Source organism: Dolichospermum sp. UHCC 0259 (assembly GCF_009711935.1).
Classification (GTDB): Bacteria; Cyanobacteriota; Cyanobacteriia; order Cyanobacteriales; family Nostocaceae; genus Dolichospermum.
In genome coordinates, this window is record NZ_VIKX01000036.1 from 1 (window position 1) to 17,746 (window position 17,746).

Annotated in this window: 15 protein-coding genes; 6 read left to right on the forward strand and 9 right to left on the reverse strand. The window is 37.6% G+C overall.

Annotated features, from left to right (window positions below):
• The coding region (locus FJR05_RS03375) for a hypothetical protein (protein ID WP_217385510.1) at window positions 1-2,107 on the forward strand (2,107 nt) is incomplete at its 5' end.
• A 120-nt stretch (window positions 2,108-2,227) separates the two neighbouring features.
• On the opposite strand, the gene glmS is transcribed toward FJR05_RS03375, so the two are convergent.
• The 3 genes from glmS to psaC all read right to left on the reverse strand — a co-directional run bounded on the left by glmS (window position 2,228) and on the right by psaC (window position 4,667).
• Window positions 2,228-4,123, reverse strand: a complete 1,896-nt coding sequence (gene glmS / locus FJR05_RS03380; RefSeq protein ID WP_168642816.1) for a glutamine--fructose-6-phosphate transaminase (isomerizing) — start codon at window positions 4,121-4,123, stop codon at window positions 2,228-2,230.
• Window positions 4,124-4,249: 126 nt separating this feature from the next.
• Window positions 4,250-4,381, reverse strand: coding sequence for a hypothetical protein (locus FJR05_RS27535; RefSeq protein WP_256376167.1), 132 nt, complete (start codon window positions 4,379-4,381; stop codon window positions 4,250-4,252).
• Between the two features lie 40 nt (window positions 4,382-4,421).
• Entirely contained in the window at window positions 4,422-4,667 is a 246-nt protein-coding gene (gene psaC, locus FJR05_RS03385; RefSeq protein WP_015080270.1) for a photosystem I iron-sulfur center protein PsaC, read from the reverse strand.
• A gap of 410 nt (window positions 4,668-5,077) precedes the next feature.
• On the opposite strand from psaC, the gene FJR05_RS03390 reads away from it, so the two are divergent.
• Window positions 5,078-5,428, forward strand: coding sequence for a DUF6464 family protein (locus FJR05_RS03390; protein WP_168642817.1), 351 nt, complete (start codon window positions 5,078-5,080; stop codon window positions 5,426-5,428).
• A gap of 49 nt (window positions 5,429-5,477) precedes the next feature.
• Here the strand turns inward: FJR05_RS03390 and fmt are convergent, their stop codons facing one another.
• Complete coding sequence (gene fmt, locus FJR05_RS03395) at window positions 5,478-6,479, reverse strand: methionyl-tRNA formyltransferase (protein ID WP_168642818.1); 1,002 nt, start codon at window positions 6,477-6,479, stop codon at window positions 5,478-5,480.
• Window positions 6,480-7,505: 1,026 nt separating this feature from the next.
• Between fmt and FJR05_RS03400 the strand changes: the two genes are divergently transcribed.
• Complete coding sequence (locus FJR05_RS03400) at window positions 7,506-8,756, forward strand: hypothetical protein (protein WP_168642819.1); 1,251 nt, start codon at window positions 7,506-7,508, stop codon at window positions 8,754-8,756.
• 109 nt (window positions 8,757-8,865) lie between these two features.
• Here FJR05_RS03400 and FJR05_RS03405 read toward each other — a convergent pair whose 3' ends face one another.
• From FJR05_RS03405 to FJR05_RS03425, 5 genes are all read right to left on the reverse strand, one after another.
• A complete protein-coding gene (locus FJR05_RS03405) occupies window positions 8,866-11,475 on the reverse strand; it encodes a chloride channel protein (RefSeq protein WP_168642820.1) in 2,610 nt (869 codons plus the stop codon).
• Between the two features lie 86 nt (window positions 11,476-11,561).
• Entirely contained in the window at window positions 11,562-11,726 is a 165-nt protein-coding gene (locus tag FJR05_RS03410; protein WP_168642821.1) for a hypothetical protein, read from the reverse strand.
• Between the two features lie 237 nt (window positions 11,727-11,963).
• Entirely contained in the window at window positions 11,964-12,287 is a 324-nt protein-coding gene (locus tag FJR05_RS03415) for an RNA-binding protein (protein ID WP_168642822.1), read from the reverse strand.
• A gap of 269 nt (window positions 12,288-12,556) precedes the next feature.
• On the reverse strand, window positions 12,557-13,093 hold the full coding sequence (locus FJR05_RS03420; RefSeq protein ID WP_168642823.1) for a phycobiliprotein lyase: 537 nt from the start codon (window positions 13,091-13,093) through the stop codon (window positions 12,557-12,559).
• Window positions 13,094-13,334: 241 nt separating this feature from the next.
• Complete coding sequence (locus tag FJR05_RS03425; RefSeq protein WP_168642824.1) at window positions 13,335-15,467, reverse strand: prolyl oligopeptidase family protein; 2,133 nt, start codon at window positions 15,465-15,467, stop codon at window positions 13,335-13,337.
• A gap of 212 nt (window positions 15,468-15,679) precedes the next feature.
• Between FJR05_RS03425 and FJR05_RS03430 the strand changes: the two genes are divergently transcribed.
• The 3 genes from FJR05_RS03430 to FJR05_RS03440 all read left to right on the forward strand — a co-directional run bounded on the left by FJR05_RS03430 (window position 15,680) and on the right by FJR05_RS03440 (window position 17,656).
• The gene (locus FJR05_RS03430; RefSeq protein WP_168642827.1) at window positions 15,680-16,084 is read left to right on the forward strand and encodes a hypothetical protein; all 405 of its coding nucleotides are present in this window, start codon (window positions 15,680-15,682) and stop codon (window positions 16,082-16,084) included.
• Between the two features lie 3 nt (window positions 16,085-16,087).
• Window positions 16,088-16,516, forward strand: coding sequence for an NUDIX hydrolase (locus tag FJR05_RS03435; protein ID WP_168642825.1), 429 nt, complete (start codon window positions 16,088-16,090; stop codon window positions 16,514-16,516).
• A gap of 72 nt (window positions 16,517-16,588) precedes the next feature.
• Complete coding sequence (locus FJR05_RS03440; protein WP_168642826.1) at window positions 16,589-17,656, forward strand: AI-2E family transporter; 1,068 nt, start codon at window positions 16,589-16,591, stop codon at window positions 17,654-17,656.
• The last annotated feature ends 90 nt before the right edge of the window (window positions 17,657-17,746 follow it).

Here is a 17,746-nt window from a genome sequence, read left to right on the forward strand (position 1 = left end):
TACTTCTACCTACCCTATAAACTCTCGAAAGTGGGGGGAGAGTGAAAAACTACGAGTTAGTTTATATAATAATGATGATTTAATAACTTTGGTTTGGTTAGATAGAGAATCTGAAGCTTTGAATCATGCTCATTTAAGGCTAGATATTGAAGAAAGATTTTATGGATTAATCACTATTTATAAATCTCTTTATGAAAAGAAAACACCTAAACCAGAAATTTTAGATGAAATCTGGGAAATTGGTAAATCAATTGATGGATTAAGTAAACTTGAAGCATTTTGCGATTTATCCAATTTAATTTCTAATTTAGAGATTGATTCAAAAACTTCTACTGCTATTTTATCTGAAACATTTCAATTATTTAAAAGTGAAAATTACCTATTAAATTTTTGCCAAGACAAGTGGAATACAATTAAATTTATTCAAATTCTAAGCAAATTTGCTTTGTTACTAATGGCTATTGGAGAACAAAAACTTTCAGAAATAATTTTTGTTAAAGTTGCAGCAGCTACTAAAATATTAGTAGAATCAGAAAATTTTTGTAACAATAAACCCTTTATTTCTATAATCGTAAATATAGCTGAAGCTAATCGGTTTAATGAGGCTTACATGATATCCAAAATAACTCAAGAAAGTTGGGTGAAAATAGAGTTATTAGGTCATTTATCCAAAACATTATATAATAAGAGAATGCAAGCAGATGCTAAATTATATCTTGGTGAAGCAAAGGAAACAGTCCCGTTATTAAATGGGAGTATGCGAGCAGAGCAAGCACTTGTAGAATTAGTATCAGTAATTGCTTATGCTGGAGATATTAAGCAAGCTCAAGAATTTTTATTAATGATAGAAGATGATCACTTCTATTCAGAAGGTTTAATGGAAATATCAGTAGCATCAGCTAAATCTGGTAATTTTTTAAAGGCTGAAGAATTTATTCAAGACATTGAAGATAAACAAGTAAGAAAAAATGCGCTCAGTGCTTTAGCGTCAGAACTGGCAAAATCTGGATATCAACACAAGGCAAGTTTACTGTTAAGAGATATTAAACAAGAAGCATTATCTCTACAAGATGATTTCTATTTACCATCAGCATTAGTAGGTTTAACAGAAGTATTAGCTAAATCTAACTTTTTAGATGAGGCGCAAAAAATTATGAAATTTATCAATGATGATTATGAGGAGAAAGGATACGCATTACATTCATTGGTAAAGAGTTTTATTCAAAGGGGTAATTTATATCAAGCTGAGAAATTTGCAAGACAAATTAAAGATAATTATAATTTTTCTCGTTCATTAAAAGATTTAGCCATAACACTGTATAATCAAGGACAAAATAAAGATGCCCATAGGTTAATAACTGAATCTTTAAAATCAGCAAAATTAGTTAAACATGATCCTCATCGCTTATTCATACTCAATGATTTAGCCGTTGCATTTAATTATATAGGAAACCAAGAAAGTGCCAATGCTCTATTTTTACAATCTGAAAAAATATCAAGAGAAGAAGAATATTTATCTTTCAGATTAATAAACTTAATTAGATTAGCAGATAACCTTTATGATGCTGAATACAATGAAAAATTTGATATATTTTTGACTGAAATAGAAACAATAATTATTGAAACAGACGAATATTTAAGACCATCAATGTTAAGAGAATTAATAGAAATACTAGCAAAATCAGGCTTATTATCCAAAGCTCAAAAAATCGCCAATCTGTTTGAAGATATACCGGAAAGAATAATAGCTCTAACCAGTTTAGCAATGGCACTATCCCAAAGAGGACAAGAAGGAGAAGCTAGAGAAATTTTTGCAACAATCAAGAGAGATTGCGATTTAATACCTAAAAATATAGATGAAGAACAGTTAGGAGACCTTTGTACAGCACTAGCTAAAATTAAACAATTTGCAGATGGATTATCTAAGATAAGATTACAAAAACTCGATACTTTTATAAGTATATTAACAGATTGGCATACTGCTTTTGAAGAAGTGGAAAGTGGTTTATCTGTGGTAATTTTCAGAGAAGTAATCTGTATTGCTGGTTGGGTAAGTCCGCACTGGCAGGAAATTTATCAGATTTTTCCTGATATCAAAAGAAACTAAATTCAAAATCTTTTTTGTCTATGTTATCATAAAAAATAACCCCTATCAGCAATTCTAAATGGTACTGCATTAGAGGTTATTGTTAAACTATTTTATTGATTGTTAAATCAAATTATTCTCTTATTCAACTGTTACCGACTTCGCTAAATTTCTCGGCTGATCTACATCCAAACCTCGTCGGGCAGCAATATGATAAGCTAACAACTGTAATGGAATCACAGTGAGAATTGGCGAAAGAATTTCCTCAACTTCCGAAACCGGAATTAAATCATTAAAGATTTCCGCCGCTTCTCCATCTTTCACAGATGTCACTCCAATTAATCGGGAATCTCTGGCTTTAGCTTCTTGGGCATTAGAAATCACCTTTTCATATACATTACCAGGAACAGCGATCGCCACCACCGGAACTTTAGCATCTAATAGAGCGATCGGTCCATGTTTCATTTCCCCCGCTGGATAGCCTTCAGCGTGAATATAGCTAATTTCCTTTAATTTTAAAGCCCCTTCTAACGCAATCGGAAAATTAATTCCTCTCCCAATAAAGATAAAATCTTTTGTTTCTGAAAAATCATGTACTAAATGCTCAATATAACGTTCTTGAGTTTCCAAAATCGCTTCAATTTCCCCTGGTAACTCCCGTAAACCTGTGAGAATTTCCTCAAATCTCGAATCACTAATCTCCTGACGACGATAAGCCAAATCTAACGCCAAAGCATAAAACGCCATCAATTGCGCTATAAAAGTTTTTGTCGCCGCTACACCAATTTCAATTCCTCCATGAGTATTGATAATATTCGCCACCATATTCCCCAAACTACTTTCTGGGCGATTAGTAATTCCCAAAAGTCGCGCTTGATACTTAGATTCTTTCCCTTGTCGGCGTTCTTTTTCCATCGCCAAAGCCGCCAACGTATCAGCAGTTTCCCCAGATTGAGTTACTCCAATAGTCAGAGTATTAGCCGTTAACGGTGAAGGCGCATACCGAAATTCTGAAGCATATTGTACCTGAGTTGGAATTCCTGCCAACTGTTCTAACAAGTATTTACCCACCAACGCCGCGTGCCAACTTGTACCACAAGCAACAATTTGAATTTGTTCCAAATCTGCGTAAAATTCCGCTGGTAAATCCAATTTCACCGGTGATTCCGCAGTAATTTGTCCATTCTCGACCGTTGAGAAATAAGCCTCTAAACAATCCCGCACCACTCCCGGTTGCTCATAAATTTCTTTGAGCATAAAATGTTTGAATCCCTGTTTTTCCACCATAATGGGATTCCAGTTCAAAGTCCGAGGATGCTTTTTTAAGCGATTTCCCGCAAAGTTATAGACTTCCACCCCTAAAGGAGTCAACCGAGCAATTTCCCCATTCTCTAGGGACAATACAGCGCGGGTATAGGGAACGATCGCCGGCGTATCGGAAGCGCAGAAAAACTCACCCTGTCCAAACCCAATCACTAAAGGTGCTTGTTGACGAACTACAATCAACTCATCAGGATAATCAGCAGAAATAACGGCAACAGCATAAGCTCCCTGTAATTTACTTACAGCTTCTCGCACCGCGTCTAAAAACACAGAAGGAGAAGTAGAACTTGGAGAAGAATTTTTTAAACACTCAGCAATCAAATGAGGAATTACCTCTGTATCTGTTTCTGAGCGGAATTCATGTCCTAGCGCCTTTAAACTTTCTCTCAACTCTCGATAATTCTCAATAATCCCATTTTGTACCACAGCTATCCGCATAGCCGTATCTAAATGAGGATGGGCATTGTACTCTTCCGGTTTACCATGAGTTGCCCAGCGCGTATGACCAATCCCAATTTGGGCAGGATTTTCGATTTGTTCCAGTTTAGAACGCAGATTGAGTAACTTACCCTTAGCCCGCACACAATGCACGTCACCTTCCAAAATAGTGGCAATTCCTGCCGAATCGTAACCTCTATATTCTAATTTCTCTAATCCAGCCAGTAAAATATCTGTCGCTGTCTGAGTGCCTATATATCCAACTATTCCACACATTGCTTAAACCACTCCGGTTTCAGGATGATTAAATTTTAAGTATAGTTGCTGGAATGAATAAGCCACTTTAGCAAATTGGTCATTGGGCATTGGGCATTGGGCATTGGGCATTGGGCATTGGTAATTTTATTCTTCCTTCTTCCTTCTTCCTTCTTCCTTCTTCCTTCTTCCTTCTTCCTCCTGACTCCTGACTCCTGACTCCTCCCATAAAAATGCTGAGGAATGACGAAAGAATCCAGATGTTTCTCCCGTTCTCACTCCTCAGCACTAAAAAACCAAGAATTTAGAAATGAAATTCTTAGTAAGCCAAGCCCATGCTGCGAGTTGTTTCAGCGCCTAAATAAACGCGAATACTCAAAAAGTCGGTGGGGCAAGCAGTTTCACAACGCTTACAACCTACACAGTCTTCAGTGCGGGGAGAAGCAGCCACTTGAGCAGCTTTACAGCCATCCCAAGGAACCATTTCTAGTACGTCAGTAGGGCAAGCGCGGACGCATTGTGTACAGCCAATGCAGGTGTCGTAGATTTTTACGGTATGAGACATTGAAAAAACTGCTCCTTGCGGGTGTTCTTCTTTCTGAAAGAATCATAATCAAGGCATAGTTTACCCCAGGGCTTGATAGCTTGTAAGCAAAAGGCTACATAACTTTAAACAATGTAATAGACACGTTAGATAATTTATCTACCAATATCGCTGATATCTGGCTGTAATCAGCAACATCGCCATCAAGTGTTTACCCAAATAACTTTCTTCCTAAGATGGTAAATTGTAAAGATGTGTAAATTAAGGGTCGTTTTATAAAGGTCATCTATCATACCTATTGTCTATAATCTATAGATTAATTAATTCTTATCCAGTTGTGATGAAATATTAACTTCTAACCTATGCCACACAATTAGATTAGTCTGATCTAATAAAGTTTAAATATAATTAGCACTGACAATTTAACGATTATGGAGCTACATTCCTTACCGACTGAGGTAATTTTGACACATCCGCGTCAGTCTCTTGGTAAATTACAACTTGATTGGACACCCCAACCGGGAAACTATCTTGATTTTGACGGAAAAACCTACGCAGTTTTAGAGCGTTCCCATAGATATCAGCTTAGAGGAGGACGCTATAGTTTACATGATGTCGCTATTTATGTTCAAAAAGCGCAAAGACCGGAAGAACAAAGTTTAGTAGAGGGACGTTGGATTATTGGTGATGCTACCTGTAAATATAATGCTCTTTCAGAAATTATCCGTTGTGCAGTTAACCCAGAAGGACCATGTAAATCCTGCCGGTTTTATGAAAATTAGTCAGTTGTCAGTTGTTAGTTGTTACCAATGACCAATTACCCATTACCCATTACCCATTACCCATTACCTCACCAACAGTTAATCGAGTTCCATTGACAAAATCCCATCCTGATTGGGGACGTTTACCTGTTAATTGCACTTCTCGCAGCAGTAATAAACCTGCCCCTGTTTGGACGATTGCGCCTAATCCTTTAATAATATGAACGACTTCTCCAGGTTGAGTTGATATAGTTGATAAGTTAGGTATTCTATGTATTTTTTCTTGTAACTGCTCTGGTAATTCTTGAATATACGTGGATTCTATGGGAACGGTAGCAGTGATTTTCAATGGTTGATTGCGGAAGCTGGCAATACAGTTAGGGTAAAAGCCGCGAATTTGATTGTGTAATTGGATGGCACTTTTCGCCCAGTCTAAGTCATAGTCTGGCTTTTGAATCAAAGATGCGTAAGTGGCTGTGGTATGGTCTTGAGGAATTGGTGTAAGTTCATGACGTTCTAGTTTATACAGAGTTTCTATGAGTAAATCTGCGCCAGCGATCGCTAACTTTTCCGCTAAAATCTGAGCATTATCTAGTAACTCAATCGGTGTAGCTGTCTTGAGCAGCATATCACCTGTATCCATGCCCTTATCCATCAGTATAGTTGTGATCCCGGTTTCTTTTTCGCCATTGTATATACTCCACTGAATCGGTGCAGCCCCCCGATATTGAGGTAAAAGCGATCCATGTACATTGACACAACCCAGCTTTGGCATATCTAATATCTTCTTAGATAAAATTTGTCCATAGGCGATAACTACAAACACATCTGCTTCCATCTGCTTGAGTTGTGTTAAGGTTTCAACATCTTTTTTGACTCTTTCCGGTTGCCATACTGGAATATGATGATCTGTAGCTAAGGCTTTCACTGGTGAAGGTGTCAGTTTATTCCCCCGTTCTCGGCGTTTATCTGGTTGAGTAATTACAGCAAGTACCTGAAAATCACTGTTGTCCAAGAGTTTTTTTAAAGTGGGAATTGCAAAATCTGGAGTGCCAAAAAATACTACTTTCATTAGTTATTAATTATTAATTACGAGTTATGAGTCATTAATCAATGGTAGGTGTGTTCCTCATCACTGACAACAGCCACATCTGAAATATATTAATAAAATTATGTTGAGCATTTTTGATTATGCCCAATGAATTTTCATGGTTTGATGGTATAGTGTTTACTATTGGTTAAGCGAAAACAGCTTCAATAAACTATAATACTCCAGGTATTTAGTTTGGCGATGCTTTCGGTTCGCAAACCTATCATTATTTGCATCTACTATTGACGGATTTTGTGCGTATGGCTGTGTTTTGCAGTCAGCCATTTCTCTACTAAATCAAAATTATTCGATAATTACCCAAGTGCAAATTCAACTGTCTTTGTTTAATCGCAGCGGTTACGAGTGTAAATTACAGTTTTTTGATTGGGTGTCTGAATTTAATGTTTTGTTTATTATTGATTGTGCATCAGTTAGTCTAATATTTGCCAATATATAGGTTCTGATTGGATAAGTCCCGCGTGATTATATCCAGCCAGAAACAAGGTGTATTGTTGGGAAATTACTTGATTTAAGACAGTTTTTAAGAGCATTTCTAGATTTTGGCTACGTAAGTATTCAGGCAAACCCGGATTTTAGGGGTTTTGAATGAGGGGAGACTGACATCAGTAAATTAACATTCAGAATGCTGATAAATTCAATTCTTGCTGAAGTGCTGACGGCTAAATGCTAGGATTTATGCTCCTGGTAAACATACCTGTATTCTACTGGTGTTAAATATGGCTGTTACTTAAACTGACAATAATGATGGTATTTATTAACAGATGTAATTTACTGTTAACTTTCATTCCGTCATGATTGTATATTATGTAAAGATTATGAGGGGGTAAATGGTGACACTAAAACTTTTGTAAAGCGATGCAACATTTGAATAAATTATTTCGTAAAAGCTTTTGGTTTGTTGATATACATATAGTCATAGCTTTGCTTTTTCCCGTTCCTGTATAAATACTGCCCGCACTTAGCAACTGCCCCCTAGAGAGTCTCATCATGCTTAAACCCCTTTTGGTGTCAGGATGGTTCCGTGTTCAACCATTTCTCAAGTACATTGCCATTGTTATTATAATTTCACCCTTCGTGGGCATATCTATTAATGCTACCTTAGCGAAACAATTAGAAGCAGTGATTGTGAGTTCGGGAAGTAGCAAATCTCATCCAAAATTGACAGAAAGTTCTGCTACTAAGAAGTTAAATTCACAATTTGCTCAAGTTAACTCTCAAACAGGAAAAATATCTGTTGGTGAAGGAATACATTCATTACCAAAAGATTCGGTGATTTCAGGGGTAGAAAGAGAAAGTTCTCAAGTGGGGAATAATGTTGTTAGTGAAACTGTGCCATCAGTTAATGTTACACAATTTCCAAGACCAAAATCGGTTAATCAAGTTAATTTAATTCAAAAATCACAGGACGCAAAAGCAGAAGCTGATTTAAATTCTCCAGTCAGCGAGAACACTGAATCTAAGGAATTGGCAACATCAACATTTACACCTAAAAGCGGAGAAATCCCTGTTAGTGAACAGCAAAATGAGTCAGAGACGGCACAAACTGATCCTATAGGTAGTCCCCATCCCATTCCTTGGCAATGGATTTTGGCTACTCAAGAAGCGGTTGGTGGAAAAGGTGGTTCTGGTATCCGCTACTATCGGAGTATGCCTGTAGTTTCTCCTGATGGCAAGTATGCGATTTATAGTCGGGTGCAGATGGAAGTAAAACCGGAAATGCACAATAGCCGAGTTAATAGTGTGTTGTTTGTGGAAGATAGACAAACTAAGCGGTTACGGGTGATGACATCAACGAGTGTGGTGATTGATCCGCTGTTGAAGAAACAGGCTAGTTTGTCGGCAGAAGCGGATCGTGATGGGAAGATGGGCGTGTTAGTACCTGTGAGTTGGTCCCAAAAAGGCGATCGCTTTTTAGCCCGTAAATTTGTGGCGATTTTCAATACGGCAGATGCTACAGATGAGGCTGTAATTTGGAATCCTCAACAGGATAATCTTAATGTAGTTAGTCCTGTGCAATCAGAAGATGATCACGAAAAAATAGCTATTTTGTTAGGTTGGAGTAAAAAGCAACCTAATGATGTGTTATTCCGTGCTGGTGAATTAGGGGAAGAAAATTGGCCTCTGTTGCAAGTGACTAATGATGGTAGAACTGTAGATATTTCCTCAGAAGGGGATCAAGCGGTAACTTTTGGTGAAAGAGGTAGCATTTGGGGAGATCCACAGCTTGCTTCTCGATAATGGAGTCAAGGAGTCAGGAGTCAGGAGTCAGGAGTCAGGAGTCAGGAGGAATAAAGAAGAATAGTTTTCACCAATTACCTGTTACCTGTTCCCTGTTCCCTCTTCCCTGTCAAGACATTGCGCTGCTGACTAAAATTACCGTACTATCAACACCAGAGGCGATCGCTTCGGGAATGTTTCCTTGAATGGCTTGTTGGAATAATCCCTCACGGGAAGCACCCAAAACTACAACGTCGAAACCTTCAGTTTTCACCAACTCAATGACTCCAGCGGTGACAGATTCAGCTTGTAAAGATGCAGCAACAACATTACCTTGTAAATTGCGGTAACGCATTAATTGCCGGGTAGATGCTTCTAAAACTGTCATATCTGGTGCTGTTTCCCCAGGTTTAACAACTTGGGTTAAACGAATTTCTATCTCATTTTCCAAAGTGACTAAAGCTGGTAATAACTTGATAGCTATGGGTGCATTTGGTCCCCCAGCCATAGGGACTAACCATCGTTTAAATTGTTGGTAAGAATGGCAATTATGGCCTAATTTTACTAAAACAACATCACAATTTGCTTGACGAATTACCGTATCTACAACATTCCCAAAAATCCTGCCGGGGGTAGATGTATTTCCCTTCCAACCCATGAAAATTAAATCTATATGTCGTTCCTTGGTTGTTTCTAAAACTGCCTGGGCGACATCATGGGCGACCCGAATTTGGGTATGGATGGGAATGTGCAGTTTTTTGGCTAAACTTTCAGCTTGTCGGAGTAAGCGGCGACTTTTTGCAGTGTTGACTGGGGTTTCCGCTGGGGAAATGTGGCGAGATACTAAAATGATTTGTAAACATTCTATTTCATAATGGCGATCGCGGGCAATAGCCGCAGCCATTTCTAATAATACCGGGGCGGTTTCCGGGTTAGCAATAGTAACTAATAATCTCCCTCTGCCAATACTAGGAGAACGAGTTTGGTAAACTAAATAAGAAGGTTCTGCTTGAGGCCCCGTCACCCCATCCTCACCATTTAAATGATCTGCCTCAGCACGAATAATATCAGCGCGAGTAATAATCCCAATTAATTTTTTACCATCAACCACAGGTAAACGACTAATTTGATATCTATCCAATAAATAGAGAACATGACTTAATCTATCTGCTGGTGTCACCGTCACCGGCTTAGGTGTCATAATTTCTTTTAAAAGAGTTTCATGGGGTAAGAGATGATCACGAATTTTCTGTAAATCTGTTTGGGAAACTAAGCCCACTAATTTATTATTTTCTACTACCGGAAATCCGCGATGATGGGAACGAGAAAAAGCTTTAATCACTTCATCTCCTGTCATTTCTGCTTCTAAAGTTTCCACTAGGCACTGCATGACATTCTCCGCAGTTAATTGTGTTAATATCCCTCCCCTGGGAGTATCTTTTTTAAGAATAATGCCCTTTAATTTTAAAAGTTTGTCATAAAGTGAACCGGGAACAACCTTTTCTGCGACTAGATAAGATGTTACAGATACCACCATTAAAGGTAATACTAAATTGAAATCTGTCGTCATTTCAAAAACAATCACAATTGCAGTAATGGGAACTTTAGAAACCGCGCTAAAAAATCCCCCCATTCCGGCTAATGCGTAGGTAGTCGGTGAACCAACTCCAAATATTTGTAATTCACATACACCAATAATATGTCCTAAACAAGAACCTAAAATTAAACTAGGTGCAAATAATCCCCCAGGTGCGCCTGAACCAAAAGCAATTAAGGTTAAGATAAATTGGGCAATAAAAGCAATTCCTGCTAAAGGTATATTTGGTTCACTAGCAATCATAAACTCCCGCAAACCTGTATTATCTCGAAAAGTTTCTGGAAGCAAAGACATAATCAAACCAGAAGCCAAACCAGCTATTGCCACCCGCAAAGGTAAACTAATATGTAAACGGCTATAAACTTGAATACTAAAAATTAATCCCTGATTAAATAAAGCCGCCAATAAACCCGCCAAAACTCCCAAAATTAATAAAATGGGAATTTCCAATAGAGAAAAACCACTAGAGTAATTAATTAGTTTTAAATCTAATTGCAGACTACCACCACCTAACCAGCGGGAAATTACGCCACCAATAAAAGAGGCAATTATTGCCGTTCCTAATGTTAAACCAGATAAATCTTGTAATAACTCTTCAATAATAAATAAAACCCCCGCTAGAGGTGCATTGAAAGCTGCTGCTAAACCAGCCCCAGCACCGGCGGCAATCATCTGTCGGCGATGTTCTGGAGAAGTGGGAACTAAGCGACTCATACCCGCCGCTAAACCCGCACCTACCTGAACTGTCGGTCCTTGTCTGCCCAAGGTTAATCCTGAACCCAAGGCGATAACTGCTGAAATTAACTTGACAAAAGCTACTCTCCATGATAGCTTAATTGGCACATTTGCTAGAGCGGCTTTGACTTGGGGAATCCCACTACCAGCGGCTTCTGGCGCTAATCTCTGCACTAACCAACCAGAAAGAAACCCTAAACTTGCGCCAATAATTGGTAAGGCTATCCATGCCGGAAAAATGTGAGTTGTATGTACTCGCCATGTTCCCAACCACCCTGAACCTTGTTTGAGTAATACCGCAGATAAAGCGGCTACTATCCCAATTACAGAAGCTTCTGCTATGGCTAATCCCCTTCTAGGTTGCCAAAAGTTCCGAAAATACTGGGTTAGCAACGCCAAGGAAATCATAAATTTTAAGTTTAATTTTTAATTTTAATTTAAAATTAGTGCTTTCTTGAATTTTTCAGCACTATCAAAATATATTTGTGGCTATGTTACCCTAAATAAACTTCTCCAAAACCACCTTGACCGATGATTTGATAATTTGATAATTGAGTAATGCTTTTAAGTTTCTTTTCCGAGCGATCGCTAATGTAATTAATTTTTGAATATACTAAACACAGGTGGAATATCAACTTTTGTAAAATGACAAAGAACATAGATGTATAGGGTTTAGGGGTTTAGTTCATACTCAACCCCTACTTTAGAATCAAACAATCAAGCGGTTTTGAGTATAACATCAAAAAGTTTTGTTTTCGCTTTTGGTTCTGGGGTGACAAAACGTGGAGTTTGATGATTTGGTTGTTGGATTTAAAGACAAAAAAATTACCCACCCCGCTGACGGAATAGGTAATTTTCCAGGATTTAATAACTAAAAAATTTTAGTTAAACTCGGCTTAATAGCGACCGCCGCCACCGCCACCGCCACGGTTGCCACCGCCGTAGCCACCACGTCCACCACCTGCCGGACCTCTGTCTTCTTTGGGTTTTGCTTTGTTCACTTTCAAATCACGACCCATCCATTCAGCGCCATCAAGGGCATCAATAGCAGCCTGTTCTTCAGCTTCAGTACCCATTTCCACAAAACCGAAGCCGCGCAAGCGACCTGTCTCACGGTCAGTGGGAAGCTGAACACGTTTCACAGTACCATATTCCGCAAAGACTTGACTCAGCGCATCTTGTGTAACTTCATAAGAGAGGTTACCCACGTAAATTGACATAGAATATTTCCAAAATCATAAGAGTGTAGAGATTTAGATTTCGGAGAAAAGTCTGTAAATACCAAAAGGGAAAGCCTGTCAATACTAACCACAAACATTACCGCCGAATTAATTCCCACCTTCTAATGATTACACAAAAAATCATAATTGTGGGAAGAAGTTTAAAAAAAAGTTGTAAAAAGTCATATTTGTTGCTTATGGGTATTCCCACCTGCAAGTTACACCCGTTAATTAACCCTATTCCCTGCATTTCAGCCATGAAACCTAGCTTATATTCGCTTTTCCAGATATTGACCAATCATTAATTGTTCACTGGCACGGGAAATGATGCTTTGTCGGGTACGGTATTTACTACCAATGAGTTTAATCTCTTCCTCAAATACTGAATTATTATATTCAGTTCGCAAACACAGAGTTTGAGGATTTGATAAGTAATAATCTGCTGTAACTGGTTTAGAGGTGGCAAAACCACGATCTCTGTATAAAATGTTGCCCAAAGCCCCAAATAGGGTTAAACCTTGAGATTCTTGTCTGACTTTAATTATATCAGTGCTTTGCCAAGATACTTCAGCACCACAGGTCAAACTTTGCAAATCAACTAAATCATGGAGTTGGGCTAGTTTTTTCAATTCTTCACACCCCTGTTCTAAAAATCGGATGGTGATTATACTCTCCATTTCTTTTGTTTCTCCCTGGGGTAGGGTGTAGTAACGTCGTTCTGATCTCCATTCACCTACCGATTCCTGAAAGAATGCGGCAATCTGCCTTTCATCACCTGTTTTAACCAGCTTGAGGGATGTTTTCACTGTTTATTTTCCTCATTTATCCATAAATTGTTGCTTAATTTCCTATATCTTTCTGTGCCATCTGTTACCGGGCTATGGTAATACATCTGGCTTTACCCGATATAGGTACAAAAGACAATTATTATTTACTATTCTTAATATAGAAGTGAATTATAAAAAATGCGACGACAAATTACAGCAATTCTCGTTGTTATGAAATACGATGGAGGGCGCAAGCCCTGCGCCCCTACGGGTTTTGGGATCAGAAAGTGCTGTCAATTTCAACTTTCAAAACTTTGACTAAAAAACCCCACTTATCTGCTGCTTCTTCAATAATTTTTGCTGTTGGTTTACCAGCACCATGTCCTGCCTTCATCTCAATTCTAATTAATACAGGTGCATCACCACCATGCGCTGCTTGTAAAGCCGCAGCAAATTTAAAACTGTGAGCAGGTACTACACGATCATCATGATCTGCGGTAGTAATTAACGTAGCTGGATAAGCTGTTCCCGACTTCAGATTATGCAAGGGTGAATAAGCATATAAAGTTGCGAATTCTTCTGCGTTTTCCGAAGAACCATATTCAGCCACCCAAGCCCAGCCAATGGTAAATTTATGGAAGCGCAACATATCCATAACGCCTACTGCGGGTAGGGCTGCACCAAACAAATTAGGGCGTTGTGTCATACAAGTACCCACCAATAAACCACCATTACTACCTCCACCAATAGCTAATTTTGCAGGTTGGGTGTAATTATGGGCAATTAACCATTCAGCCGCAGCAATGAAATCATCAAAAACGTTTTGCTTTTGCAATTTCATTCCTGCTTGATGCCATTCTTCTCCATATTCACCACCACCACGTAAATTAGGAACAGCATAGACTCCTCCCATTTCTAGCCATATTAAAAGGCTAACAGAAAAACTTGGTGTTAAGGAAATATTAAAACCACCATATCCATAGAGGTAGGTGGGATTGTTACCATCTAATTTAATTCCTTTTTTGTGAGTAATAAACATTGACACTTTTGTCCCATCTTTACTTGCATAGAAAACCTGTTTTGTCTCATATTCATCAGCATTGAAATCTACTTTTGGCTGACGGAAAATTTCACTTTTACCTGTTTTCATGTCATGACGATAAATAGTTCCGGGAGTAGTGAAGCTGGTAAAACTATAAAATGTTTCTGTATCATGCCGTTTACCACTAAATCCGCTGGCTGAACCAATACCGGGTAATTCTACTTCTCTAATAAAATTACCTTTGAGATCAAATATTTTAATTTGGCTATAGGCATTTTGTAGATAATCACCTACAAACTGATTATTTAAGACACTGACACTTTCTAATGTTTCTACTGCTTGAGGAATAATTTCTTGCCAATTTTCAGGAGTTGCTTTTCTCGTGTCAATGGCGATAACTCTACCTTTGGGAGAATTGAAATCTGTGCGAAAGTAGAAAATATGATCGTCATTATCAATGAAGCTATAATTTGCGGAAAATTGGTTAATTAGTTCGATAACTTCCGAATTTTGATTTGTGAGATCCTTGTAAAAAACCAAGTTTTTGGAGTCAGTTCCTAGCCAGATGGAAATTATTAGATATTTGCCGTCTTCGGTGACATTCCCAGAAAAACCCCATTCTTTTTGGTCAGGACGATGGTAAATTAAGATGTCTGCTGACTGTGGTGTACCAAGTTTGTGATAATAAAGTTTTTGGTAATAATTAACATCTGTCTTGGAAAATTGCTCCTCTTGGGGAAACCCCAAGACCGCATTTTCCGCTTCTAATTTGGTTTTTTCATTTGGTTCATCATAGCGACTGTAGAAAAAACCTTGATGATCATGAGTCCAAGAAGCACCAGAAAATTTAATCCATTGGAGATGATCTTGTAAATCTTCACCTGTGGCAATGTTTCTAACTTTCCATGCTTGCCAATCTGAACCAGAACTAGATAAACCATAGGCTAAAAGTTGACCATTTTCACTGATAGAAATTCCTGAAAGGGCAATTGTGCCATCTTCTGAAAGTTGATTAGGATCAATTACAATTCTTGGTTCTGCATCTAAATTTGGCAGAGTATAGAGAACACTTTGATTTTGCAGTCCATTATTTTTGAAATAAAAGTAACTTTCACCTTCTTTAAAGGGAGTTCCATATTTTTCATAATCCCAAAGTTTTGTCAGCCGCTGTTTGATTTTTTCTCTAGCAGGAATTTCGTTTAAATAGCCGAAGGTAACTTGATTTTGTGCTTCTACCCAAGCTTTGGTTGCTTCTGTATCCGGGTCTTCTAAGGCTCGGTAAGGATCGGCGATCGCCATTCCGTGATAATTATCTACTTGCTCACTTTTGTTAACACTAGGATAGGTCAGAGGTTGTTTAGAGTTAGACATAAATTTAGGATAAAAAAGTTGTACTAAATTGCTAATACCCATTTTATATGAGTCCGCACAAAATCATGGAATCTGTTAATTAATCTACGTTTATCTGCGTTTATCTGCGGTCAGTTATTTTTGATATGACAGAATCACTATCTTTTTTTGACAAAACAGCATTATGATCAATAGCGAGTAATTTGTGTAACCTGGAGATAAAATTGGCAGTAATGCAAAAATTCGCTCACTCTATAGCTTTGATCCTACCAGCAAAAATTTTTACTGTGGGACTATCTTTCTCTCTGCTAACAGGACTTTATGCTTGTGGTAAGGGAGAAAACTCTGGCATCAATCTTAAAAATTTCCATATTGGTGCTAATGTAACACAGATTCAAAAAATTACCAAAAAAAATCAGGACACGACAGTTTACATTCAAGGTAAAGTAGAAAAATATGCTCCATTAATCAAGAAAAAAGCATATCAAATTAATGACTCAACTGGGAAAATTTGGGTGATCACTAATCAGGGCAATTTCCAAGTTGGAGAACAAGTAGTATTGAAAGGTAATGTTCAGTATCAAAGTGTCCCTTTGGCTGGTAAAGAACACGGTGAAGTTTATTTAAAGGAAAAGTAATTTATGAATAGTCAATTAGCTTATGTAGCCGTTGCCATTCTCTATCGAGAGAATAAGTTTTTAATGCAATTACGGGATAATATTCCTAATATTATCGCTCCTGGTTGTTGGGCTTTATTCGGTGGACATATAGAACCGGGGGAAACTCCAGAAATAGCCGTTCAGCGAGAGGTTATGGAAGAAATTGGTTATCAGTTAACTGATTTTACAAAATTTGGAATTTATAGCGATGAAAAAGCTGTGCGTTATGTATTTCAAGCACCATTATTAGTCCCAGTAAGTCAACTTGTACTTTCAGAAGGGTGGGATTTAGATTTATTAACAGCAGAAGATATTGACAAGGGTGAATATTATTCGGAAAAAGCCGGAGAAGTTAGACCTTTAGCAACGTTGCCTCAGAAAATTATGTTGGATTTTATCAAAACTCTATAGTCTAATAATTCGATTTACAAACCTTTTAAGTTTCCCAGATATTTTGCCAAAATTAGATCATTAATAAATTCCATGCAGCCAGTAAAAAATCTACCAAATTCACCTAAATGGTTAAACATAGGATTAGCCTTTCCTGTGATTCTTCTTAATGGATGGTTATTAATTCAATTTATTAACTATTTTCAACCTTTAGTTAGTGTTATTTCTGTTGCTATTCTTTTAGCTTTTGTGCTAGATTATCCTATTCAAATTCTCCAAAAACGTGGAGTACCTCGAATTTTAGCAGCCGTAGTAGTATTGCTATTATCTATTATTATTTTAGGTGCGGTGGGTGTAATCCTACTACCACTTATTCTGGAACAATTGAATGAGTTAGCTAATCTTCTTCCCTATTGGATAGAATCAGCAACTCAACAAATAGAAGCTTTGCAAAATTGGGCAGCTACTCAGCAATTACCAGTAAATTTAAGTGGGTTAGCTGGTGAAATTTTAGGAAAAATATCTAGTCAATTGCAATCTTTTACTGGGAAAATTTTAGGTTTTGCTTTCGATACTATTGGCAATTTATTGAATTTATTAATCACCATAGTTTTGACTATTTATTTAGTATTGAATGGTGAAAGTTTATGGAATGGAATTTATCTTTGGTTTCCGCCAAAAACAGCGAAAAAGGTGCGAGAATTACTGCGGGAAGATTTTAATAATTATTTCATTGGTCAAGCTACTTTAGGGGCTATTTTAGCTGTATCCATAACATTGGCTTTTGTCGTTTTACGAGTGCCTTTATCACTACTTTTTGGCATAGGAATTGGTTTGTTTTCGCTATTTCCTTTTGGTACTGGTATTGGTATTGGTATTGTTAGTTTACTAATAACTTTAAAAGACTTTGGTTTAGGGTTAGAGGTTGCGGCTATAGGTGTGGCCATTGATCAAATTAATTCTAATATTATTGCCCCACGTATTTTAGGAAATTTAACCGGTTTAAATCCTGTATGGGTGGTAATTTCTTTATTAATAGGAGCAAAGTTAGGGGGTGTATTGGGTTTATTAGTTGCTATTCCTCTTGCTAGTTTTATTAAAGATATGGCTGATACTTGGCGTAATGGTGAATTTAATAAAAATGCTGTTGATAGTGAGTAACTACAAGAATTATAATCCAGCAGGAGTCATGGGTAAAACTGGCTTGCTGTATAGATAATTTTGGTTCTACCGCTCCCTTTATGGAGAAAT